This window comes from Edaphobacter bradus (assembly GCF_025685645.1).
Classification (GTDB): Bacteria; Acidobacteriota; Terriglobia; order Terriglobales; family Acidobacteriaceae; genus Edaphobacter; species Edaphobacter bradus.
In genome coordinates this window covers 1,223,727-1,246,675 of the sequence record NZ_JAGSYF010000001.1, presented here as the reverse complement: position 1 = coordinate 1,246,675, position 22,949 = coordinate 1,223,727, and the positions used below count along the sequence as shown (strand labels likewise).

Genomic DNA, 22,949 nt, shown 5'->3' with positions numbered 1-22,949 from the left:
AATGGCTAAGCTGACCATCTTCTTCGGCATCCTTCTCATTCTGCTCGGCATTGCCGGATTCGTCGGGACGGGAAGCGCTCACCCCACGGCCCTCATTCCCGCGGGACTTGGGCTGATCTTCATCTTTTTTGGCGTGCAGGCCCGATCCGAGGATGCCAAGAAGCGCATGCTCTGGATGCACATCTCGGTCACCGTCGCCCTGCTCAGTTTCCTATCGATGATCCCGGCGGACATTGACGCCTACCGTCTCTCCCACGGCGTCGAATTTCCGCGTCCTGCCGCCATTCTTGAGAAGTCAGCCATGTCGCTGCTCTGCCTCATCTACGTCCTGTTCTGCATCCGCTCTTTCATCGCGGCGCGCCGCAGCCGGATCGCGTGACGGCACACTTTGCGACTTCCTTTTACAAAAGCAGCATCTGGACTAAGCTCCAAATCATCTAATCGGAAACAGGTGGAGTGTCTGCCCCTAAGGCCTCCGTCGTCGTACACTTGCAGCCAGATATGTCTTCCTTAGGGCACTCAAGCTTCAGCGGCGGGATCAAACATGCGGACCGCCCCTCCCGCGGCACCGGCCGGGCGACTGCCGCCGACCTCACCGCGTCGCGTCCCAAGCCAAGCCTGAAAAAGGTTCTGCCTGAGGTCTGGAAGCTCATCAAGCCGCGCCGCCTTCTTCTCGGCGGCAGCTTCCTGCTGATGATCATCAACCGCGCCAGCGGCCTCGTTCTGCCCGCCTCGACCCGCTATCTCATCGATAACGTCATGGGCAAGCACCAGCTTCACCTGCTGCCCATCATCGTCGGCGTCGTCGTCGGCGCGACAATCCTGCAGGGCATTACCTCGTTCACCCTCACCCAACTCCTCTCGATGGAGGGCCAACGCCTCATCGCCGAGCTGCGCATGAAGGTCCAGGCGCACATCGGACGCCTGCCTGTCGCCTTCTACGACGCGAACCGCACAGGAACTCTCGTCGCCCGCATCATGACTGACGTCGAGGGCGTCCGCAACCTCATCGGAACCGGCGTCATCGACTTCTTCGGCGGCGTCCTTACCGCGCTCTTCGCCTTCGGCTATCTCATTCATCTCAGCGTGCAGATGACGCTGGTCACCTTCGTCATCCTCATCATCTTCGGCCTCATCCTTCAGCGCGCCTTCAAGACCATCCGCCCCATCTTCCGCGAGCGCTCGAAGATCAACGCCGAGGTCACCGGCCGCCTCACCGAATCGCTCGGCGGCGTCCGCGTCGTCAAGGGCTACCACGCCGAGGCCAGCGAGGCCGGCGTCTTCGCCACCGGAGTCGGGCGTCTCCTGCGCAACGTCATCTCCTCGCTCACCGCGCAGTCGCTCATGTCGCTCGCCTCGACGGCTGTGCTCGGAATCGTCGGCGCACTCATCATGTACCTCGGCGCACACCAGGTCGTCGCCGGACGCCTCACCACTGGCGGGTACGTCACCTATGTGATGTTCCTCGCGTTCATGATCGCGCCCATCGTGCAGCTCGTCGCCATCGGAACCCAGCTCACCGAGGCCGTCGCCGGGCTCGACCGAACCACCGAAATACTCTCTGAGCTGGAAGAGGACTCCAGCCCCGCCCGCACCAACGTGCTCGGCCCCATCCACGGCGACGTCGCCTTCCGCGATGTCAGCTTCGAGTACGATCCCGGCAAGCCTGTCCTCCACGGCATCAGCTTCGAATCGAAGCCCGGCACCGTCACCGCGCTCGTCGGCTCCTCAGGCTCCGGCAAATCGACCATCATCTCGCTCATCTGCGACTTCCACACCGCGACCAGCGGCCAGGTCCTCGCCGATGACGTCGACCTCGCGACCGTCCGGCTCTCCAGCTACCGCAATCAGCTAGGCGTCGTGCTCCAGGAAACCTTCCTCTTCGACGGAACCATCCGCGAGAACATCCTCTTCTCCCGCCCCGAAGCCACCGAGGAGCAGCTCACGGAAGCCTGCCGCATCGCACGAGTCGATGAGTTCGCAGAGCGCTTCCCCGAGGGCTACGAGACCATCGTCGGCGAGCGCGGCGTCAAGCTCTCCGGCGGCCAACGCCAGCGCCTCTCCATCGCCCGCGCCATCCTCGCCGACCCCCGCATCCTCATCCTCGACGAGGCCACCAGCTCGCTCGACTCCGAGTCCGAGGCCATGATCCAGAACGGCCTAAGCTACCTCATGCAGGGCCGCACGACGTTCGTCATCGCACACCGGCTCTCCACCATCCGTCGCGCCGACCAGATACTCGTCGTCGAGCAGGGCGAGATCGTCGAGCGGGGAAACCACGAGACGCTATACGCCCTCGGCGGCCGCTACTACGACCTCTACACCCGCCAGCACGGCGTCGAAACCAACCTCTTCCTCGCCCCCGGCGAAGGCGACAAGGTTATCGAAGAAGACATCGCCGCCAAAGCTTGAGGCAGCCTAAGCCCCCACCCTCAACTGCGTCAGCAGAAACGCATAATCAAACGCAATCTCCTTCAGGTAGTCATACCTACCCGAGGCCCCGCCATGCCCCGCATCCATATTGATGTGCAGCAGCAAGGGAGTGTCGTTTGTCTTCAGCGTCCGGAGTTTCGCCACATACTTCGCCGGCTCCCAGTACATCACCTGCGAGTCATTGAGGCTTGTCTTCACCAGCATCGCCGGATAGTTGCCCGGCTTCAGGTTGTCGTAGGGCGAATACGACCGCATATAGGCAAACGCCTCCGGCTCATTCGGATTCCCCCACTCCTCGTACTCCGCGACTGTCAGCGGCAGGGAAGCGTCCAGCATCGTGTTCATCACATCCACGAACGGAACGTGCGACAGCACGACGTGAAAGAGATCCGGCCGCTCATTCACCACCGCGCCCATCAACAGCCCGCCCGCGCTCCCGCCTTCGATCGCCACCCGGTCCTTCGCGCCATACCCCTGGGCCACAAGCTGCTCGACGACCGCGATGAAGTCCATAAACGTGTTGCGCTTCACCATCATCTTTCCGGCATCGTGCCAGGTGTCGCCCATCTCGCCGCCGCCGCGAATATGCGCATACGCGACCACCACACCGCGATCAAGCAACGACAGCCGCGCCGGGCTGAACCCCACAGGCAGCGGATACCCATACGACCCATACCCATACACATACAGCGGCCCTGTTCCATCCTTCCGGAACATCTCCCGCCGATAGACCAGCGACACTGGCACCTTCACCCCATCCGCCGCCGTCACCCAAACCCGCTCCGAGGCGTACCGAGCCGAATCAAATCCTCCAGGAACCTCCTGCTGCTTCAGCAGCTCTGACGTTCCCGCTGCCACGTCATAGTCGTAGATCGAAGCCGGCGAAACCAGCGACTGGTAGCTGTAGCGAAACTTCCCCGTCACAAACTCCCGGTTCACATTCCCCTGCGCGGTATATGTCGGCTCGGGGAAGCTGATCTCCTTCGCCTCACCTAGGCTTCCGTCAACGCCAAACATCTGGACCGCCAGCGTCGTCAGTCCAAGCTCTCTCATGGAACTTACGCAGAACGATTGAAATACATCAAAATCCTCAAGCGGAACATCCTTATTGAGGGGGATCAGCTCCTTCCAATCCTCCCGGCCGCCGCCGTCCACCGCAACCGTCACGACCCTGAAGTTCTTTCCCGTATCGTTCGTGCGGATATAGAAGAGCCCATTGCGATGATCGACGTAGTACTCATGGTCATCCTCTCTCGGAGCAATCACCAGAAACACTCCGCCCGGAGTCGTCGCATCCAGATAGCTGCACTCTGTCGTCGTGTGGCTTCCCGCTTCCATCAGGAGGTATCGTCCATCGCGCGTCTTGCCCACGCCCAGGTTGAACCGCTCATCCCGCTCCTCATAGATAATCGCGTCATCTGAAACCGGATCTCCCAGCCGATGACGGAACAGATGGTCCTGCCGCTTCGTCACTGCATTCTCGGTCGTGTAGAAGAGCGTCTTCGAGTCCGCGGCCCACGCCAGCGAACCGACGCGCTGCGCTGTCTCCGGCAGGTCAGCTTCCGTCTTCAGATCGCGAACATGCAGCGTGTACTGCCGAAAGCCTGTGTTGTCAGTCGAATAGGCGAGCTTCGCGCCGTCCGGGCTCACGCTCATCCCACCCACGGCCATAAAGGCCTGCCCCTCGGCCAGCTTGTTAACGTCCAGCACCACCTGCTCAGGTTGCGAGTCGTCGAACGCCGTCCCCGTCGCCGCCTTGCGGCAGTAAATCGGGTACTGGCTGCCCTCCAGCGTCCGCGTGTAGTAGTACCAGTCGTGATCGCGGTAGGGAACCGAGATGTCCGTCTCCTTGATATGCGACAGCATCTCAGCGTAGAGCTTTGCCTGCATCTCCTCGGTCGGCTTCATCACGGCACTGGCGTAGGCGTTCTCGGCCTCAAGGTAGTTGATCAGCTCCGGCGAACTCTTGTACCGCATCCAGCGGTAGTTATCCTCCAGGGTCTGGCCGTGCAGTGTGGTCGGCGTGGGTTCCTTGCGGGCAATCGGCGGTGTCAGTGCGGTCGTATCGATCATGCGGGCTCCAATCGACAGCATATCGCGTTCGCACCGGCCAGTCAGGCAACCTCAGGTAAGCTCGTCTACACAAAAGAAGTAGGAGTTTGTCATGTCCTGTCGTTGTCTCCGGCCCCTTGCCCTTGTCTGCGCGGTTGCGCTTCCTTCCTCCTTCGTCTCCGCCCAGAACGAGCCCTTGGCTCCTCCTGCCTCAGCGACTCAGCCGAACCTGCCCAGTCAGGCGCAGCCTTCTACCTCAATCCGGGACTCCAACACCGGTGGCGACACCGTCCAGTTCATGCGCGACAAGACGTTTATTCGCCATGCCGCCGAAGGTGGGCTCGCCGAGGTCCAGCTCGGACAGCTCGCCGCGGAGAAGGGCACAGGCGACGACGTCAAAGGCTTCGGCCAGAAGATGGTCGAAGACCACACCGCACTCAATCGGAAGATGGCTGCTATCGCGGACTCCCTCGGAATCAAGTTGACAAACCGCATGAACAAGACCGATCAGGAAGAGTACGACAAGCTCAGCACAATGTCCGGCGACTCCTTCGACACGCAGTACATCGCCTTCATGGTCAGAGACCACCACGCCGACCTGCGCGAGTTCCGCATCGAAGCCAACAGCACCACCGATCCCGTCCTGAAGGAAGCAGTCACCAACGGCGCCCGCGTCATTCATGAGCACATGGTCATGATTGACAGAATCGCCCGCAGCAAGGGACTCCCAACTCCCGCCGGACGAGGCCGTCCCGCACCGCCCTCATCAGAATGAGCGTCAACGGCACACTCATCGTTCGGGCGTAGAATGAGCCTCAATGAAGACCATCCTGCGATGGCTGACCGTCATCCTTTTTCTGCTTGTTCCGGTAGCGTCGCTGTCTGCCGAGTCCGTGAGCTCACTGCCGGCCCCTACCGGCTACGTCAACGACTTCGCCGGAGTTCTTAACCCAACAACCAAACAGAACCTCGAAGTTCTCTGCACCCAGGTGGACCGGCAGGCGCAGGCCCAGATCGCGGTCGTCACCATCAAGACTCTCGACAACGACCAGAGCATCGAGGAGTTTGCCACCGAGCTTGAAGACAAGTGGAAGGTCGGCACCAAGGGCACCGACCGCGGCGTGCTGATGATCTTCGTCATGACCCCCCGGCGCGGACGCATCGAGGTGGGCTATGGCCTTGAGGGCATCCTCAACGACGCTAAAGTGGGCGACATCGGCCGCTCCATGTCGCCCGCCGTGCGGCAGGGCGACTACAACACCGCCATCCCGCTCGGCGTCCGCCAGATCGCGGGCGTCATAGCGCAGGACGCCGGTGTCACGCTTACGCTGCCAACGCACCAGTATCATCGCGAGCCAGTCCAGCACGGGCCCATCCAGCTTTCGCTGACCGAGATCGTCCTCGGCGGCGGTGTCATTCTGCTGATTCTCTTCTTCCTTGTCAGCACCGGAAACACCGGGCTCATCTTCTTCCTGCTCGGCAATCTGATGGGCGGAGGCGGAGGCGGCGATCGTAGACGTGACAATGACGGCGGGGACTTTGGCGGCTTCGGGGGCGGCGGTTCCGGAGGAGGCGGAGCCAGCGGAGACTGGTAGCCCCGTTCCGGCAAATGTCGTTTCAATCAGGGCAGATCTGTCGGCGTTGGTGATACATTGCCGGATAGACCTGCCAAAACTCCAGAAGAAACCTCAGAAGAAGGGAATCGAACTGCATGAAATCATTATGGGTCGTACTTGGCGTAGTCGGCCTTCTCGTTCTCGTTCTGCTCTTGTCGGGCGGAAGCTATGTCAGCACGAAGAACACTCTGGTACAGAAGAACGAAGCCATCAACGCTGCCTACTCGCAGGTAGACGTCCTCCAGCAGCGCCGCCTCGATCTCATCCCAAACCTCGTTGCTTCGGTTAAGGGCTACGTGGCCGAAGAATCCGCTATCCTGACCAACATCGCAAATGCCCGCGCCGGAGTTCTGGCTGCAGGCTCGGACCACGCCGCCGCGATCAACGCCAACACGAAGCTCGACGTCGCCCTTGGCCCCTTCTTCCGCCTTCAGGAGCAGTACCCCAACCTCAAGGGCAACGAACAGTTCATGCGGCTCGAGGACGAACTTGCCGGCTCGGAAAACCGGATTGCCGTAGGGCGCCAGCGCTACAACAAAGTTCTCGAGGACTACAATGTCTACGTTCGCCAGTTCCCCAACAGCCTCTGGGCTGGCATGGCAGGCTTCCACTACCGGGACGAGTACTTCAAGGGCAACCCGGAGAACAAAGCGGCGCCGAAGGTCGACTTCTCAAAGTAACTGCAGAAGGCGAATTGAACCATCGGCACACAAGAAAAGGCCGTCGCACCCGCGGCGGCCTTTCTTGCGTCTTTGGCTTCCCGTCTTTACTTGCCGAAAGATGCGATCGCGGCCGCCTCGTCGTCCTTGATGTCGAAGACGGTGTACAGCTTCGTGATCTGCAGCAGGTCATGGACCTTCTTGGTCAGGTTCAGCAGCTTCAACTCGCCGCCCGCGTTCTTCACCGTCGTAAACGCGCTGACCAGCTCACCGATGCCCGAGCTGTCGATGTAGGTGATCTCGCCCAGGTTCAGAAGGATCTTCTTTTGTCCCTTGGTAAGCATGTCGCGAACTGAATCGCGAATGGTGACGCTGCCTTCGCCGAGGGTAATTCGGCCGCTGAGATCGAGAATGGTGACCCCGTCCACTTGGCGGGTCTGTACTTTCATGCTCATTTTCCTGTTCTCCTTAGGAACCCGGCTGCGCGGGTGTGCGGTACTTAATGAGAGTCAATTCTGTGCCTGGATGTAACTGGCGAAAGTTTACCTCATCCATGAAGGCCCTGATAAGAAAGATGCCTCGACCCGATCCGCGAAGGATATTTTCCGGTGCCAGAGGGTCCGGAAGAGTCTCCGGATCGAGCCCCGGGCCCTGGTCGGTGATCCGGATGATCAGAGCATCCGAGGTCGTCTCAAACGACGCCATAATGTGCTTGCGCGTGTCGTAGGCATTGCCGTGCAAAACAGCGTTCACCGCGGCCTCCCGCACTGCCATTGCAATATGGGGAATTGTGTCCTCGTCGAACCCGGCCCGCTGCGCGCACTGTTCCGCCGTCTGCTCAATCTTGTTGACGCTTTCCAGTGTCGAATCCAGTGTGAAGCTGACGCGGCTTGTCGTGGGATCGGCCAAAGCAGTCCTTGCACTCTTTGTCTGTGCGTCGCCAGCAGCGGACAACAGCAATGTTGGCAGTGTGCTTGTGGAAACCTCGAATGTCAAGGATGCAGTATCTCTCTTGGGCACCATCACACCTTCCTTTCGCGATTATTGCGCTCTCGTTGCAAATGCGGCAAGTTAGCCTTGCGCTGCGCTAACATGCCAACACAAGGTATGACACGAATGCGGACCCTTTTAGCCCCACTTCTTATTGGCCTTCTATACGCCTCCACGCCTGCCTCACTCTTCGCTCAGCAGCCAGCTACGCCGCTCGATTCCATGCCCTACTCGCCGAGTCTGGACCTCACATCGCTCGATCGTTCCGTCAACCCTTGTGACGACTTCTACCGCTTCACTTGCGGAGGCTGGATGAAGAAGAATCCCATCCCCGCCGACCAGTCCAACTGGAGCGTCTACGCCAAGCTCGCCAATGATAATCAGCAGTTCCTCTGGGGAATCCTCGCGGACGACGCTAAAGCCACAAACCGCACTCCCAATCAGCAGAAGATCGGCGACTACTTCGCCGCCTGCATGGACACCGCCGCCATCGACAAGCGCGGCATCTCGCCTATCCGGCCCGAGCTCGACGCTATCGACAAGCTCCGCGACCGCAAGGCGCTCATAGCCTATATCGGCCCGCTCAACAGCCGCATGATGGGGACCTTCTTCTTCGACGCAGGCCCCACGCAGGACCCCGGCGACTCCAGCCAGATGATCGCCGAAGTCGGGGCCGGCGGCCTCGGCCTCCCCGACCGCGACTACTACGTCAAGACCGACCCCAAGAGCGAGGAGACTCGTCAGAAATACCTCGCCTACATCACCAGAATCCTCACCCTCTCCGGCGAGTCCTCTGCCCAGGCCACACAGGATGCCGCCACCATCCTCCGCATCGAGACCACCCTCGCCAAAGCCTCTCTCACCCTCGTTGAGCGGCGCGACCCCTACAAGCTCTACCACAGCATGTCCGTCGCCGATCTTGAGAAGATCAACCCTGCCGTCTCCTGGCCCGCTTACCTCGCCGCGCAGGGAGCGCAGGCCGTCTCCTCGCTCAACGTCACCCAGCCCGACTTCCAGAAGACCCTGAGTTCTGTCCTGAGCACCGAACCGCTCCCCGCGCTCAAGGTCTATCTTCGCTTTCACGTCCTCACCGCTGCGGCCCCGTCGCTCTCTTCTCCCTTTGAGACCGCCAGCTTTGACTTCTACAGCCACTACCTGCGCGGCACCGAGCAGATGCCTCCGCGCTGGAAGCGCTGCGTCCGCGGTGTCGATCACAACCTCGGCGAGGCCCTCGGCCAGGAGTTCGTCCGCCGCACCTTCTCGCCAGAAACCCGCCAGAAGACCCTCCTCATGACCGACCAGATCGAGCAGGCCATGCAGTCCGAGATCGAGCGCCTCGACTGGATGAGCCCCACCACCAAAGTCGAGGCCCTCCGCAAGCTTCACGCCATCCGCAACAAAATCGGCTATCCCGACAAGTGGCGCGACTACTCAAAGCTCGACATCAGGCCCGGCGACTACTTTGGCGACGTCGTCCGCGCCACGCAATTTGAGTCCAACCGCCAATGGGCCAAAGTCGGCAAGCCCGTCGACCGCACCGAGTGGGGAATGACGCCGCCCACCGTCAACGCCTACTACGATCCGCAGATGAACGACATCAACTTCCCGGCAGGCGTCCTCCAGCCGCCGCTCTACGACCCGAAGTCCGACGACGCCCCCAACTACGGCAACACCGGCTCCACCATCGGCCATGAGCTCACCCACGGCTTCGACGACGAAGGCCGTCAGTTTGACGCCCAGGGCAACCTCAAGGACTGGTGGACCAAAGAAGACGCGCAGGGCTTCGAAGACCGCATCAACTGCCTCCGCAACCAGTTCGCGAACTACATCGTCGTCGACGACATCCACATCAACAGCAAGCTCACCAGCGGCGAAGACGTCGCCGACCTGGGCGGAACCCTCCTCGCATACATCGCATGGCAAAAGACCATCGAAAACCAGCGGCTCAAGCCTGTCGACGGCTTCACCCCCGACCAGCGCTTCTTCATCGGCTTCGCCCAGTGGGCCTGCGAGAATACCCGCGAGGCCAGCCGCCGCCTGCAAGCCCTTACCGACCCGCATTCTCCTGGCTTCGCGCGCATCAACGGCATCGTCAGCAATATGCCGGAGTTCGCCACCGCTTTCGGCTGCAAAGTCAGCCAGCCCATGGTCAAGCAAAAGGTGTGTAAAGTCTGGTAAGCGGCCTATGACGAAACTCGCCCAGAAGACGACAGCCTCCGCCCTGCTCGGCACGCCAGTCCTCGACGCCAGCGGAGTCCTGCTCGGCCGTGTGCGCGAACTCGTCGTACGCCCCGCGCTCGATCCTTCCCGCGTCAGCAGTCTCCTGCCGAAGCTCTCCGGCCCTGCGCTCGACGCCGCCGCCAACTCGGTCGCCGTCGAAGACCTCGAGCTCACCCCCGACGGCCTCAAACTCCATCCCGGCGCCCAGCTCCGGCCGCTGCCCGACGACCCCGCGCTCGTCCTGCTCGAACGCGACCTGCTCGACCAGCAGATCATCGACGTCCACGGTCACAAAGTCGTACGCGTCAACGATGTCGATCTCGTCTGGGAGCACAACGGTGAGCCCAACGGAAACGGTGGCAACCACGCCCCTCTCAGCCTCCGCATCACCGAGGTCGAGGTCGGCGCTCGAGGAGCCGTCCGCCGTCTGCTCAAAGGTCTGCCCCGCGCCGCGGTCGAGAGCCTCGCCCAGCGCATCACACCAAGCGTCATCCCCTGGGACTTCGTCGATCTGATCGACCCCTCGCGCCGTGTCCGACTCAAAGTCGATCAGGACCGCCTCTCCCAGATACACCCCTCCGACCTCGCCGACATCCTCGAAGACCTTGCCCCGCCCGAGCGCCACGCCCTCTTCACCTCGCTCGACGAGGAGGTCGCCGCTGAGACGCTCGAAGAGGTCGAGCCCAAGCTGCAGAAGTCCCTCCTCGAGTCCCTCGACTCCGGCCAGGTCGCCGACATCGTCGAGGAGATGGACCCCGGCGCCGCCGCCGATCTTCTCAACAAGCTCCCCGAAGACCGCTCCGAGGCCATCCTGGAGAAGATGGAGCCCGAAGAGCGCGAGGAGGTCGAAGAACTCCTCGAGTTCTCCGGCAACTCCGCCGCTGGCCGCATGACCACCGAGTACGTCGCGGTCCCTGAGGCTGCCAATGTCTCCGACGCCCTTAACGCCCTTGCCTCCTTTGAGGGAGACCTCGACCTCATCACCGACATCTATCTCCTCGACAAAGAGGAACGCATCACAGGCATTGTTCCCGTCGTCCGCATGCTGCTCTCCCCGCCACAAACCCCGCTCGCCGCGGTCCCTCACGGGCATCTCGTCACCTGCGGCACCGACGCCAGCGGCCGCAAGGTCGCCGAGCTCTTCGACAAGTACAATCTCCGTTCGCTGCCTGTCGTCGACGAAGACCAGCATCTCGTCGGCGTCGTCCACGCCGAACAGGTCATCGCCCTTCTCCGCGAGACCCACTGACGCACCCGCCGGTCATCCCAAAAGACATCACCTCGACCGGAGGCGGCGCGTTTGCCCCATAGTGGGAGAAGCCTGCCCTGAGCGGAGTCGAACGGGACCACGCGACCTCCAGGTCCCGAGAGCGAGGTCAATATGCTGGTACAAATTTCCCAAGATGATGCGTGACCTTTGATGACATTATGACGTCATAATATAGTCGTGAAATCCCGAGCCACACGCAGATTTCTTTGCGTGCTTTGGTTCACAGCGACGATTAAAAAGGAGCAATCGAACATGAATGACTTTCGCAAATCATTTGAACAGGGATGGAGCAGTCGTTTTGTGCGCCTGAATCGAACCTCAGTAGCTCGTTGGGCTCCGATTCCGCTCCGGCTGATCGTTGGATATGGCTTTATGCAGCACGGCTTCGCCAAGTTCTCTAAAGGCCCTGAAGCATTCGCCGCCATCCTGCATGCAATCGGCGTACCCGCTCCTCATCTCATGGCATGGCTTACGATTCTGATCGAGTTCTTCGGAGGGCTCGCCGTTCTACTGGGAGCTCTGATGCCCTTGGTTAGTTTGCCGATGACTGCAATTCTCCTCGTCGCGATGTTTACAGTCCATCTGCCCTATGGCTTCAGTTCCATCAAAATCATAAGCGTCACTTCCGGTCGTGCTCAGTTTGGACCTCCGGGGTACGAGTGTGACCTGCTCTATCTTGCTTGCCTCGCGGCGCTCGTCCTCGGTGGTTCTGGACCGATGGCGATCGACGGCTACCTCAGGAGGAACACATAGCATTCTCAATATCCCAAAGGAAGGGCCGCTGAGCATGGCTCATCGCGAGGCTTTTCGGGCCAGGCGTGTCACGAACCGGACGAGATCGCCTCGGTAGTACAGCTTCTCGTAGTCCACTGGCCGACCGCCCGTCGAGTACGAGGTTCGTTCAATGCGGAAGATTGGGCTACCTGGCTTCACTCGTAGCGCTGCGGCGACCTCCGCCTCGGCAACTACGGCTTCCAACTTGTATTCGGCCTCTATCAGGGGAACATCATATTTGCGCTCAAGGAGCGAAAAGATAGGCTCGGTCTTCAAGTTGTTGGTGATGATTCTTTTGCCGAGCTCCAAGGGGAGGTAAGTCTCATCGAAGGAGAGGGGAATGCCATCGGCCAGACGCACGCGACGGATTCTGACGACGCGCTCGCCCTTTGTCAGCGCAAGTTGGCCTGCCACCGTCATATCAGCAGTCACAAGGTCTTTGCCGATCACGCGGGCCGTTGGCTTGCGGCCAAGTGCCTGCATATCTTCCACAAATCCGCTCAGCTCTGTAAGCTCCTGAGTAATTTTGGGCGCGGCGACGAACGTGCCCTTGCCACGGCGAATCTCGACGAGACCGCGATTCACGAGATTCTGGATAGCCCGGCGAACAGTAATGCGGCTGACTTCGAATCGCGCAATGAGGCTGTCTTCGGTCGGCAGTTGATCTCCAATCTTGAGGCAGCCATCGGTGATCTCGCTGGCGAGGACCGCCTCGACGTGTGAATAAAGAGGAGAATCCTGTGCGATCGTCATGGAGACATCATAACGTCGTAGCGTCATAAAGCTCAGATAGCCAGCCACGCACGATTTGGCGTGTTGAAATTTCAGCTGTTGAGAACAGGGCATTTCACTTACTGAAGAGTTCGGGCCGATCTGTCGGTGAGCTGGCAACTCCTGGCCTCTCGGCAACCTGGAGACTGACCCACTATACTTTGCAGCCTCACCTTCCACCCCACCCCACACACATCGGATAATCAAACCTGAATGAAGATTCTCTACGCCTCTGGCCTCTCTCCCAACGATTCCTCGCTCTACCGCCTCTGGGCGCTGGAACGGCTTGGCCACCAGGTCATCCCCCTCAACTTCTTCGACTACCTGCCGCGCAACCCTCTCCTCGACAAGATTGTCTTCCGTCTCGCCGCCGGTCCTCATGTCAATCGCCTCAACCGCGACCTTCTCGACATCGCGCAGCGGGAAAAACCTGACCTCCTCTGGGCCGACAAGCTCCTCTGGATGAAGCCCAGCACACTCGACGGCCTCCGCGCGCTCGGCATCGCCACCGTGAGCTACATGATCGACAACCCCTTCGGCACCCGCCAGGACCCCGGCTGGCGGCTCTACATGAAGTGCATCCCCCGGTACGACCTCCACGTCGTCCAGCGCGACAAGAACATCGCCGACTACCGCGCCCGCGGAGCCCGCGACGTCATCAAGATTCAGACCGCCTTCGAGCCAACCCTTCACTTCCCGCCGTCGGCCACCTGGTCCGACAAGGACCGTGATCGCGACGTCTCCTTCATCGGAACTCCCTACGACGACCGCGCCCAGACCCTCGTCCGTCTCGCCCAGCTCAACGAGTTTGGCGTCACCATCTCCGGCGGCCAGCGCGTCTGGCAACGTGCTCTCTCGCCTGCCGACCTCGCCGCCCTCTACCGCGAGGGGGAACTCCATCAGGAAAAATACCGCGAAGCCATCTGGCGCTCGAAGATCAACCTCAGCTTCATCACTCACTCCAACCAGGACGAGTTCGTCCACAAGAGCTTTGAGATCGCCGGCTGCGGAGGCTTCCTGCTCGCCGAACGCTCCCAGGGACACCTCGACCGCTTCCGCGAGGACGAGGAGGCCGTTTTCTTCTCCAACTTCGACGAACTCGCCCGGAAGATCCGCCGCTACCTCCCGGATGAAGCGGCCCGGACCCGCATCGCGGCCGCCGGACACGCCCGCGCCCACCGCGACGGCTACTACAACGACCGTCAGGTTGCCCTCATCCTGGACCGCGTGCATACCCTCATGGAGTCATGACAAGACGTACCGTCGAGTTGTTCAGATCATTCACGAGGTTGGTTGAACTCGAGAGGTTGCTCACGACGGTTATCAAAAAACCTAGGGTCGAAAAGCCGACACTCTTCACCAGATCATGCGTGTACGGAGTCGGGAGCATGACAACGAGCAAACAAACGAGCCCTTCTAACGCATAGGTCCACGCATAGATCGTCCTGAACTCGGAACTCTGGTTCGTCGTGAGTTTTGCCGACGCCTCCTTCGTTGACCCAGGTTGAATGTTGGGGTCCTTGTCTCCCTGTGCAGCACTCTGTGAAGTTGTCGTGGTGCGAGGAACTGCTTTAGCGGGGGTGCCTATCACGCCGCTCGCAACGCTCAGCACTAACCCTGCAATGATTGTGGCGACATAGGTGAACGTAGGATTGGTCGTGGGTTTGTTACGCACACTGCAGTAGATCGCGATGAGGATTGCGACCGTGAAGATCACCAACACGGCCAGCGACAGCGCCCCAAGAAGTCCGTTGTCCCAAAGATGATCGTAGCCAAACATAGAAGCTGGTCCTCCTCTGTGTGTTGTACGGAAAAGCTTGCTGGAAAAGCCTGACGATTGGCCCGTGGGGAGGGGTGAAGTCTATCACATCGGGCAATCGACCAAGAGAGGAAGACCACCCTGGCGGTGGTTTTTGCCGTTGCCCTTGTAACTCTGTTCTAGTTGTCATTCCATAGTGGAATAGCGAAGCGGAGGAATCTGCTTGTGCAGCCAGTTGCCCCACCCTTCGCGGTTTCATCCCGTAGGGTGGGAAGAATCAGACACGCCAGCCTCAGCCGTCTTTTCCTCTTGCCAATCCCGCACTCTGAACGCTCTTGCGTGTACCCAGATTTCCACCGAAAATTTGTCAAGCGCCAAAATTAGGTATCTATAACAAAACAATACATTTCAACGTGGCAGAGCAGTTTCGTTCAATCCATTACAATAGAAGCAGGAAGCCAGGAACGAAAACAGAGGAAGCCCATTCACAGGGATTTTCTTTGAGTCATAACTCCTTCATTAGCAGTATCTTGCAGCTAAGTCATTTGAATGGAATACTTTGCATGCGAAGTCCAAGCCTAAGTATCATGTTTTGAATACTTTGCACGATATATGACTGGGGGGGATACCCCGAAGAAGCATCCTTGGAACCATCCGAACAGGTAACATAGAAAGGAACCTCCCGGGGAATTGAATGAGATTTCACCAACGCCACGGCGTTAGGAAAGTAGAGTCATCTTTGTGAGCAACGCAGTCTCCACCAGCCGCCTGAGCACTGAGCAGTTCCACGCCGCCGTCCACGAGGTTGCCCACTCCATCGCTGTCTTCGACTGCGACGGCACCCTCTGGTCCGGTGACGCAGGCTCCGGCTTCATGAAGTGGTCCATCGAAACCGGGCTCATCTCCCGCGAGGCGACCGACTGGATCGACCGCCGCTACCGCGGTTACCTCCGCGGCGAAGTCTCGGAACTCGCCATCTGCGGCGAGATGGTTCAGCTCTACCAGGGCCTTCGCGAAGACGAGATGCGCCGCGCCGCCAGCGACTTCTTCAGCGCTCAGATTGAGCGAAACATCTTCCCCGAGATGCGGCAGCTCATCGCCGACCTTCATTCCCGAGGAGTCGACATCTGGGCCGTCAGCTCCACCAATGACTGGGTCATCGAAGAGGGCGTAACCCGCTTTGGAATCCCGGCAAACCGCGTCCTCAGCGCGCGCGTCGAGATCCGCAACGGCCTCGTCACCGACAAGCTTCTCGACGTGCCCACCGATGAGGGCAAGGTAGCCTCCCTCGCAGGGGCCGGAATCAACGCTCCCGATGCCGTCTTCGGCAACTCGGTGCACGACGCGGCCATGCTCTCCATCGCCCGCCGCGCCTTTCCGGTGAACCCCTCGCCGGCGCTGCTCGAACGCGCCACCTTTGAGGGATGGCCGGTTTACTATCCCGCGTCTGTCTCCCCGGCCTGAGGCCGCGCGGGCCCTAATCGGCCCACCGCGGTCTAAACTAGAGATAGGTGAAACAACGAATTCGTAAGTTGAACAACAAAATCGATCCGGCCGCTCCGAGACCCGTGAGGTTCGTTGTAGCGGCGCTGATTCTGCGCCAGGCTGAGACTGGCACTGAGGTCCTGATCTGCCAGCGCAAACCCGATCAGCCGATGAGCCTCAAGTGGGAGTTCCCCGGAGGCAAGATCGAGCCCGGCGAGACCCCGGAGACCGCTCTCGCCCGCGAACTCAACGAAGAGCTTGGAATCATCGCCGTCATCGGCAAGCGCATCGCCCGCGTCCGCCACAAGTACCGCAACGGCGGAACGATCGACCTGCAGTTCTTCGCGGTAGACGAGTTCACCGGTGCGCTGGAGAACCGCATCTTCAATGACATGCAGTGGGCCGCGCTCAACACGCTGCCCAGCTACGACTTCCTCGCCGCCGACCTCGGCCTCATCAAGGACCTCTCGGAAGGCAGGCTGCTCTAAGCTCAGCTCAGCCAGAGATCTGGTTCCACATCAGCACCAGAGACAGGCCGATGACGATCACCGTCGTGATCCAGGCCACGGCATTGAACCAGCGCGAGTTTGTGTACTTGCCCATCAGCTCATGCTTGTTGATCAGCTTCAGCATGAAGATCAGCACTACAGGAAGCAGCACGCCATTAAGCACCTGCGACCCGATGATGACCTTCACCAGCGGAAAGTTGGGAACCAGAACGACCCCGGCGCCCAACGCGAGCAGCAGCGTATAGAACCAGTAGAAGAACTTCGCCTCGCGGAAGCCCTTGTCCAGTCCGCTCTCGAATCCCATGCCCTCGCACACCGTGTAAGCCGTCGAGAGCGGCAGAATTGACGCGGCGAACAGGGAAGCGTTGAACAGCCCCGCTGCGAAGAGGATGAAGGCGTACTGCCCCGCGAGTGGCTTCATCGCCTCGGCAGCGTCGGAGGCCTCGGAGATGTTGCGCAGCCCGTGCGTATACAGCGTCGCGGCGCAGACTACGATGATGAACCACGCGACGACGTCAGTGAAGATCGAGCCGATGATGACATCCAGCCGTGAGGCCTTGTACTGCTTGATCTCGATCCCTTTTTCGACGATCGAGGACTGCAGGTAAAACTGCATCCACGGCGCAATGGTCGTGCCGATGACACCGATCGTCATGTAGACGTAATTCCTGTCACTCCAGACCTCGCGCCTAGGCAGCTTCACCGTCTCTACGAGCGCCAGATGCCAGTTCGGCCCGCTGAGAACTCCGGCGAAGATATAGGCGATGTACACAACGCTGGCAACGAGGAAGACCTTCTCGACGCTCTTGTAGTCGCCCTTGACGACGAGCGCCCACACGATGAAGGCGCAGGCAGGCACGCTTATGTACTTGCTGATGTGGAACAGTTGCATACTGCTGGCGATGCCCGAGAACTCGGCCATCACGTTGCCGAAGTTCACGATCACCAGAAGGATCATGATGAAGAAGGTGATGCGCAGGCCGAACTCCTCGCGGATAAGGTCGCTCAGCCCCTTTCCCGTCACGGCCCCCATGCGCGCGCACATCTCCTGCACTACGATGAGCGCGAGAGTGATTGGGATCATCGTCCACAGCAGCGTGTAGCCATACTGCGCGCCCGCCTGCGAGTAGGTAAGGATGCCGCCGGAGTCGTTGTCGACGTTGGCAGTGATGAAGCCGGGCCCAAGGACGGCAAGCAACAACATGAGCCGGGTTCTCCATCTACGCCACCACGTCATTGCTTGTCCTTCGCGCCGGTTGGAGGAACATATCAGACGAACCAGGAGGGTGCGCCTCTTCAGAGCATCCTGGTTTGAGTCAGGCGATCATCGCCCGACTCTGAAGCATTGTGTCAGGGAAGATATCTGCTTTGTGCTGGTTGCGTCTCTAGGTCTTCGACCCACCAAAGGTCTCATTATAGCGGGCTATAACTGCTATCTCCGATAGTTGCTCGAGCAGAAAAAGAAATAAGTGGAACCTCCGACTTAACGATGATTCGTAACGCTGATCGTGCTCTGATCTGCAAAAAGGTTTTGACGAGCCAAACGGTCCCGAACTAAACGTTTTACGAAATTCGAGTAGAGGATGCGAGAAATCGAACTGGCCATACGGTCGCGCTGGCTCTCGCGGCACAGAATGGAATGCGACTCGATCGCGACGGTGCGACTGCCGCGATCGAGTCGTATGCAGCACGTGATCCGCGTAACAGTGAGCTTGCGACAGAAGGAGGCTCTCGCAAGACCGGGATACGGGATCGTCGCTCACCGGCGCAAAGACTCCGAACGGCGCTGAGATCGTCGAAGTTGCAAGAGGGTAGCGGAGCGCGGACCCTTGTTCGCGCGGTTCGCGCTCCTTCAGTAGTTAGCGAATGTTCATGCCGGCGATGACCCCGCGCATATAGGCAAAACTCTTGATGACGCCGGGTAGAGGGTCGTCGGCGTTGATCTCGTATTCGAGGTCGACGCATCCGGGATAGCGCATATCGACAAGTGCACGGAAGATATCGCGGACGGGCATCAAGCCATCCCCGACAGCAACCTGACTCTCCTTTACCTTGCTTTCGGCGAGGTCCTTCATGTGAACGTCGAAGAGCCGTGGGCCCACCTTGCGAATCGCCGCGACGACATCTGTTCCGGTGCGCATTGTGTGGCCAACATCAATGCAGCAGCCGATACGGGGATCCATCGATTTGACAGCATCGAGGACGTCGAGCGGCGAAGGCCACTGCTTGTCCTCGGGGCCATGGTTGTGTATGCCGACGCGGACGTCGTACTGCTTCACAAACTTTTCAACACGCGGAAGCACCTGTCGCGTAGGAGCGCCGACGATGAGGGAGATGCCGGCGGCCTTGCAGTACTCAAACTTGGAACGGATGTCGTCATCGTTATCCTTGTCGAAGTAGATTGTTCCAGCGGCGGTGAGCTTGAGGCCGGCATCGCGGTATTGGGCTGCACGCGAGGCGACCTGATCAAGCGGGGTCATCGGGAGATGAGTGTCCTTGAGGTTGAGGTATGGGGTCTTGAGCTGCTTCATGAAGTCGATCAGGTGGGCTGAGTCGAACTTGCGAAACGTGTAACTCGCAATACCCAGTCGGATAGGGGATTCCGGAAGTGGTTGGGCCATTAAAAAATTCCCGGGCTTGGGAAGGATTGACGCGGCTGCGGTGACAGCGCCACCACGAAGCAGGTTACGGCGGGTCAAGGATAAGGTCATGTTGCGCATGGTAAAGGCGATTATCAGTGGTCGTCCAGTGTTGGATGTTGTTGTCAAAAGAAGGTGATGGCCTCGTCTTTTGTGTTGACTTGTTCCTAGGGGAGGTGGTAAGTTTCGTACCCGCTTCAAAACAATAAAGCAGCTGCGTTTCAGGCCGAGTTCGAAAGCTGTGGTTCTTTCGGGAGGTCGCCATGAAGCAAAAGAAGATGGCTGTTGTGGCGGTGGTGTGCCTTTTCTTTGTCTCGGGGACGCTGATGCTGTTGGGGCAGGCCGTAAGCGGTTCGCTGGTGGGAACGGTTCAGGACAGTACCGGTGCGTCAGTGGTCAAGGCCACCGTAACAGCGACTGAGACCGGCACTGGCACGACCTACGAGGCGGTGACGAATGATACTGGCAACTACACCGTTCCAAGTTTGCCGCCGGGTAGCTATACGGTGACGGTCACCGCGGCCGGATTCAAGAAGATCGCCCACGAGAACATCGACGTGCTGCTGAACTCTACAACGCGCGTCGACTTCGAGGTTGTGCCGGGCAGTGTGAACGAAGAGGTTCTGGTGACAGCTGCGCCGCCTTTGCTCCAGACCGACCGCGCCGATATCAGCACGAAGCTCGACACCCGTCAGGTGGCGGAGCTTCCTCTGGGAACGAACCGCAACTTTCAGTCCCTGCTGAACCTGGTTCCGGGTACTGCGCCGGCGAGGTACGAGCACTCGCAGTTCTTCAATGCCCAGGGCGCGTTGCAGACGGAGGCGAATGGCTTGCCGCGGCACGGAAACCTGTATCAGATCGAAGGCATCGACGACGATGAGCGGACCGGGCTGTTGCAGATCATCATTCCTCCGGCGGAGGCTATCCAATCGGTCGATATCTCGACGAACAACTTTGATGCCGAGCTTGGGCGCGCCACCGGCGCCGTGACGAACGTAGTTCTCAAGTCAGGGACGAACTCATTTCATGGCTCGGCCTTTGAGTTCATCCAGAACGACTATGTGAATGCACGGTCATATTTTGGTCCGCCACTGGGACATCTTTCCTACAACTACTTCGGCGGCAGCATTGGCGGTCCGGTTCTAAAGGACAAACTTTTTTTCTTCGGCGACTACTTGCGGACGTCGGACCACGAGAAGATCGCCAATACGTTCACGATTCCTCCGCCAATCTGGTACACGCCGAATCCACAGGGCTTTATCGACCTGAGTGGACCTCTTGCCAGCGGTGCGGGACAGATCTATGACCCCGCCACGGGTGACGGAACGGCTCAGCATCCGCGAACACCGTTTGCGAATAACCAGATTCCGATCGGCAGGGTCAATCCGGTTTCGCTCCGAATCCTGCAGGAACTCGGGAAAGTGGCCCAGCCGAATCAGAACCAGGGGAATCTGGTCAACCCGACCAACAACTACGGGACGAAGCTGCCGTTCACCAAAACTACCGACAGCTTCGACATCAAGATCAACTACACATTGGACGAGAGGAATCACGTCAGCGGACGATATAGCTGGCAGCGGGTAATCACCTTTCAGGCGCCGGCATTTGGATCGTTTCTTGGCGGCCCGGCGGGCGGGGGAGGCTTTCAGGGGACAGGCCACCAGAAGTCCTATAGCGTTGGTGTGAACTACGACCACGTTTTTTCGTCGACTCTCTTCACCGAGGCGCGCTTCGGCGTTGCTCACCTTCGCAACAATGCGCAGCCGAGCGATTTTGGGTCGAATGATGCGACAGCGATCGGCATCCCCGGGGTCAATATCGACCAGTTCACCAGTGGGCAGGTTGGTATCTTCATCGGAAACGGACTCTTCGGTCAGCAGGGCCAGAACTATCCTCTGATCGGCTACTCCGCCTCTGTGCCGTGGATCCGGGGCGAGTCGAACATCGACTTTGTCAATATGTGGACGAAGATTATCCACAATCATACGGTCAAAGCAGGCGTGGACCTTCGGCGAGTTCGCGACGATCTGCTACAGGACCAGACTTTCAGCCCACGCGGAGCGTACACCTTCGCGGAGCCGCAGACCTCAGACTTGCGTGGCAAGACGAACATTGCAAACGATATCGCCAGCTTCCTGCTCGATGTTCCGAGCCAGGTGGGCCGCGATGTGAACACTTACTTCCCAGCCTACCGGCAGTGGTGGTTCTTCGCCTTCGCCAGCGACAAGTGGCAGGCGACATCGAAGCTGACGGTGGACATGGGAGTGCGGTGGGAGTTCTACCCTCCCGCCACACCAAGGAAGGCGGGTGGTTTTTCCAACTATGATCCCGTGAACAATAGACTGGTGATCGCAGGAATCGGTGGCAATCCGTCCAACCTGGGGATGGAGACGCGGTATCGTTACTGGGCTCCGCGTACGGGATTCTCTTACCGCGCGACTGATAACACAGTGATCCGCGGTGGATTTGGCATGAGCTACACGCCTTTTCCCGATAACGTCTATGCGTACAATTACCCTGTCCGCTCAAACAACGCCTATACCCCGGTCGGCTCATCGCCCTTCACGCCTGCGGTGCTCGCCGATGGAGTGACAGTAGCTACCTTCGAGGCCGGTTTCCCGGCTCCTGTAGCCGTGCCGATTCCATCTAACGGAATTATCCCGGCGAACACGAAGACGCTGCTGGCGCAGCAATACTTTGTAATCCCGCTGAAGTATAAGAATCCCTATGCCGAGTCCTGGAACGTTGCGGTACAGCAGGCCCTGCCGAGCAATATGTCGCTCCAGGTGGCCTATGTGGCGAACCACGGTGTAGATATCTCCGCGGCCCAGAACATCAATTTTCCCAGCGTCTATGGCGGTGGCGCAGCGTCAATCCCCGAGAATATTGCTTTCGGACGCACTGCCGCAACCAATCAGTACTTTCTCCCCTACTCCTCCAACTTTCAATCCCTGCAGCTCCAGCTAAACAAGCGCTTCTCCAACGGCCTCGCCTTCACCTCCGCTTTCACATGGGGCAAGGCGCTGGGGTACATCAGCGGCACCGTTGCGCCGGCAAACAGCGGCGACAATGGCGGTCTGATCTTCTTTATCAACCAACGCAGAAATTACGCCCGTCTGGACTTCGATCGCGCTTACAATTTCGAGCAAAGCTTTACGTATGAGCTGCCTTTCGGGCGCGGTCATAGCCGTCTCAACACTGGGGTTGCTGCGGTGGCTCTTGGCGGCTGGAAGGTTTCCGGCATTATCTCGGCGGTTTCGGGCACTTCGTTTAGCGTCTATGCGAACCCTGGCAGCCTGAATACTCCGGGCACGGCGCAGACGGCAAACCTGACGGGGACGTACAGGGTCACGCATGGGATCGGCCCCAATACACATTGGCTTGACGTCACCGCCTTCAGCCAGCCCAGCGGCTGTCCCGCTCCCCCGACGCCATGTACGGCGCAGAATGTAGGACTGGGCAACACGGGAAGAAACCAGTTCCATGGCCCGGGCTACATCCAGGACAATCTCTCGGTTTTCAAGAGCTTCCCGATCTGGCGCGAGGCGGCCGTGGAGACGCGGTTCGATGCCTTCCAACTGAGCAACACGCCCCAATTCAACAATCCGAATGCCGGGAGCGGAAACATCATCACCTCAGCAAACTTTGGGCGGGTCACGAGCACGCTGGGCAGCGGGCAGGGCAGCGTGAACGGCGTTGGTGGAGGACGCAGTCTGCAAGCTTCGGTACGCGTTTCCTTCTAGGTTTGAAGTTCTGTTCGTTTTACCGGACC

The 22,949-nt window shown here is 59.6% G+C and carries 19 protein-coding genes; 12 read left to right on the top strand and 7 right to left on the bottom strand.

Features of this window, described 5'->3' with window-relative positions:
• Nucleotide 1: 1 nt before the first annotated feature.
• The gene (locus tag OHL16_RS05285) at nucleotides 2-379 is read left to right on the top strand and encodes a hypothetical protein (protein WP_263366016.1); all 378 of its coding nucleotides are present in this window, start codon (nucleotides 2-4) and stop codon (nucleotides 377-379) included.
• 122 nt (nucleotides 380-501) lie between these two features.
• A complete protein-coding gene (locus tag OHL16_RS05280) occupies nucleotides 502-2,412 on the top strand; it encodes an ABC transporter ATP-binding protein (RefSeq protein ID WP_263366236.1) in 1,911 nt (636 codons plus the stop codon).
• Nucleotides 2,413-2,418: 6 nt separating this feature from the next.
• Here OHL16_RS05280 and OHL16_RS05275 read toward each other — a convergent pair whose 3' ends face one another.
• On the bottom strand, nucleotides 2,419-4,506 hold the full coding sequence (locus OHL16_RS05275; RefSeq protein ID WP_263366015.1) for a S9 family peptidase: 2,088 nt from the start codon (nucleotides 4,504-4,506) through the stop codon (nucleotides 2,419-2,421).
• 91 nt (nucleotides 4,507-4,597) lie between these two features.
• Here OHL16_RS05275 and OHL16_RS05270 point away from each other — a divergent pair, with 91 nt between their 5' ends.
• The 3 genes from OHL16_RS05270 (at nucleotide 4,598) to OHL16_RS05260 (ending at nucleotide 6,781) form a co-directional block, all read left to right on the top strand.
• On the top strand, nucleotides 4,598-5,260 hold the full coding sequence (locus tag OHL16_RS05270) for a DUF4142 domain-containing protein (RefSeq protein WP_263366014.1): 663 nt from the start codon (nucleotides 4,598-4,600) through the stop codon (nucleotides 5,258-5,260).
• A gap of 43 nt (nucleotides 5,261-5,303) precedes the next feature.
• Nucleotides 5,304-6,080: a TPM domain-containing protein gene (locus OHL16_RS05265; RefSeq protein WP_263366012.1), complete on the top strand. Its 777-nt coding sequence runs from the start codon at nucleotides 5,304-5,306 to the stop codon at nucleotides 6,078-6,080.
• 116 nt (nucleotides 6,081-6,196) lie between these two features.
• Entirely contained in the window at nucleotides 6,197-6,781 is a 585-nt protein-coding gene (locus OHL16_RS05260) for a LemA family protein (protein ID WP_263366011.1), read from the top strand.
• A gap of 86 nt (nucleotides 6,782-6,867) precedes the next feature.
• On the opposite strand, the gene OHL16_RS05255 is transcribed toward OHL16_RS05260, so the two are convergent.
• Both OHL16_RS05255 and OHL16_RS05250 read right to left on the bottom strand, forming a co-directional pair.
• Nucleotides 6,868-7,215 (bottom strand): STAS domain-containing protein, encoded by a 348-nt coding sequence (locus OHL16_RS05255; RefSeq protein ID WP_263366010.1) that lies wholly within the window; start codon nucleotides 7,213-7,215, stop codon nucleotides 6,868-6,870.
• 13 nt (nucleotides 7,216-7,228) lie between these two features.
• On the bottom strand, nucleotides 7,229-7,756 hold the full coding sequence (locus OHL16_RS05250; protein ID WP_317891030.1) for an ATP-binding protein: 528 nt from the start codon (nucleotides 7,754-7,756) through the stop codon (nucleotides 7,229-7,231).
• Nucleotides 7,757-7,876: 120 nt separating this feature from the next.
• Here OHL16_RS05250 and OHL16_RS05245 point away from each other — a divergent pair, with 120 nt between their 5' ends.
• The 3 genes from OHL16_RS05245 (at nucleotide 7,877) to OHL16_RS05235 (ending at nucleotide 11,993) form a co-directional block, all read left to right on the top strand.
• Entirely contained in the window at nucleotides 7,877-9,928 is a 2,052-nt protein-coding gene (locus OHL16_RS05245) for a M13 family metallopeptidase (protein WP_263366009.1), read from the top strand.
• Nucleotides 9,929-9,935: 7 nt separating this feature from the next.
• Complete coding sequence (locus OHL16_RS05240) at nucleotides 9,936-11,219, top strand: magnesium transporter MgtE N-terminal domain-containing protein (protein ID WP_263366008.1); 1,284 nt, start codon at nucleotides 9,936-9,938, stop codon at nucleotides 11,217-11,219.
• Between the two features lie 273 nt (nucleotides 11,220-11,492).
• Nucleotides 11,493-11,993 (top strand): DoxX family protein, encoded by a 501-nt coding sequence (locus OHL16_RS05235; protein WP_263366006.1) that lies wholly within the window; start codon nucleotides 11,493-11,495, stop codon nucleotides 11,991-11,993.
• A 39-nt stretch (nucleotides 11,994-12,032) separates the two neighbouring features.
• Here OHL16_RS05235 and OHL16_RS05230 read toward each other — a convergent pair whose 3' ends face one another.
• Nucleotides 12,033-12,767, bottom strand: coding sequence for a GntR family transcriptional regulator (locus OHL16_RS05230; RefSeq protein WP_263366005.1), 735 nt, complete (start codon nucleotides 12,765-12,767; stop codon nucleotides 12,033-12,035).
• A 231-nt stretch (nucleotides 12,768-12,998) separates the two neighbouring features.
• On the opposite strand from OHL16_RS05230, the gene OHL16_RS05225 reads away from it, so the two are divergent.
• Nucleotides 12,999-14,036: a CgeB family protein gene (locus OHL16_RS05225; protein ID WP_263366004.1), complete on the top strand. Its 1,038-nt coding sequence runs from the start codon at nucleotides 12,999-13,001 to the stop codon at nucleotides 14,034-14,036.
• On the opposite strand, the gene OHL16_RS05220 is transcribed toward OHL16_RS05225, so the two are convergent.
• Complete coding sequence (locus tag OHL16_RS05220; RefSeq protein WP_263366003.1) at nucleotides 14,023-14,565, bottom strand: hypothetical protein; 543 nt, start codon at nucleotides 14,563-14,565, stop codon at nucleotides 14,023-14,025. The genes OHL16_RS05225 and OHL16_RS05220 overlap by 14 nt on opposite strands.
• Before the next feature lie 720 nt (nucleotides 14,566-15,285).
• On the opposite strand from OHL16_RS05220, the gene OHL16_RS05215 reads away from it, so the two are divergent.
• Both OHL16_RS05215 and OHL16_RS05210 read left to right on the top strand, forming a co-directional pair.
• On the top strand, nucleotides 15,286-16,008 hold the full coding sequence (locus OHL16_RS05215) for an HAD family hydrolase (protein ID WP_263366002.1): 723 nt from the start codon (nucleotides 15,286-15,288) through the stop codon (nucleotides 16,006-16,008).
• A 47-nt stretch (nucleotides 16,009-16,055) separates the two neighbouring features.
• The gene (locus tag OHL16_RS05210; RefSeq protein WP_396127136.1) at nucleotides 16,056-16,517 is read left to right on the top strand and encodes a (deoxy)nucleoside triphosphate pyrophosphohydrolase; all 462 of its coding nucleotides are present in this window, start codon (nucleotides 16,056-16,058) and stop codon (nucleotides 16,515-16,517) included.
• A 7-nt stretch (nucleotides 16,518-16,524) separates the two neighbouring features.
• Here OHL16_RS05210 and OHL16_RS05205 read toward each other — a convergent pair whose 3' ends face one another.
• Entirely contained in the window at nucleotides 16,525-17,775 is a 1,251-nt protein-coding gene (locus OHL16_RS05205; protein ID WP_263366000.1) for an Nramp family divalent metal transporter, read from the bottom strand.
• 622 nt (nucleotides 17,776-18,397) lie between these two features.
• Nucleotides 18,398-19,159: a sugar phosphate isomerase/epimerase family protein gene (locus tag OHL16_RS05200; RefSeq protein ID WP_317891029.1), complete on the bottom strand. Its 762-nt coding sequence runs from the start codon at nucleotides 19,157-19,159 to the stop codon at nucleotides 18,398-18,400.
• A 281-nt stretch (nucleotides 19,160-19,440) separates the two neighbouring features.
• Between OHL16_RS05200 and OHL16_RS05195 the strand changes: the two genes are divergently transcribed.
• Nucleotides 19,441-22,920 carry a TonB-dependent receptor gene (locus OHL16_RS05195; RefSeq protein ID WP_263365998.1) on the top strand — a complete coding sequence of 1,160 codons (3,480 nt, stop codon included), beginning with the start codon at nucleotides 19,441-19,443 and terminating at the stop codon, nucleotides 22,918-22,920.
• Nucleotides 22,921-22,949 lie beyond the last annotated feature (29 nt).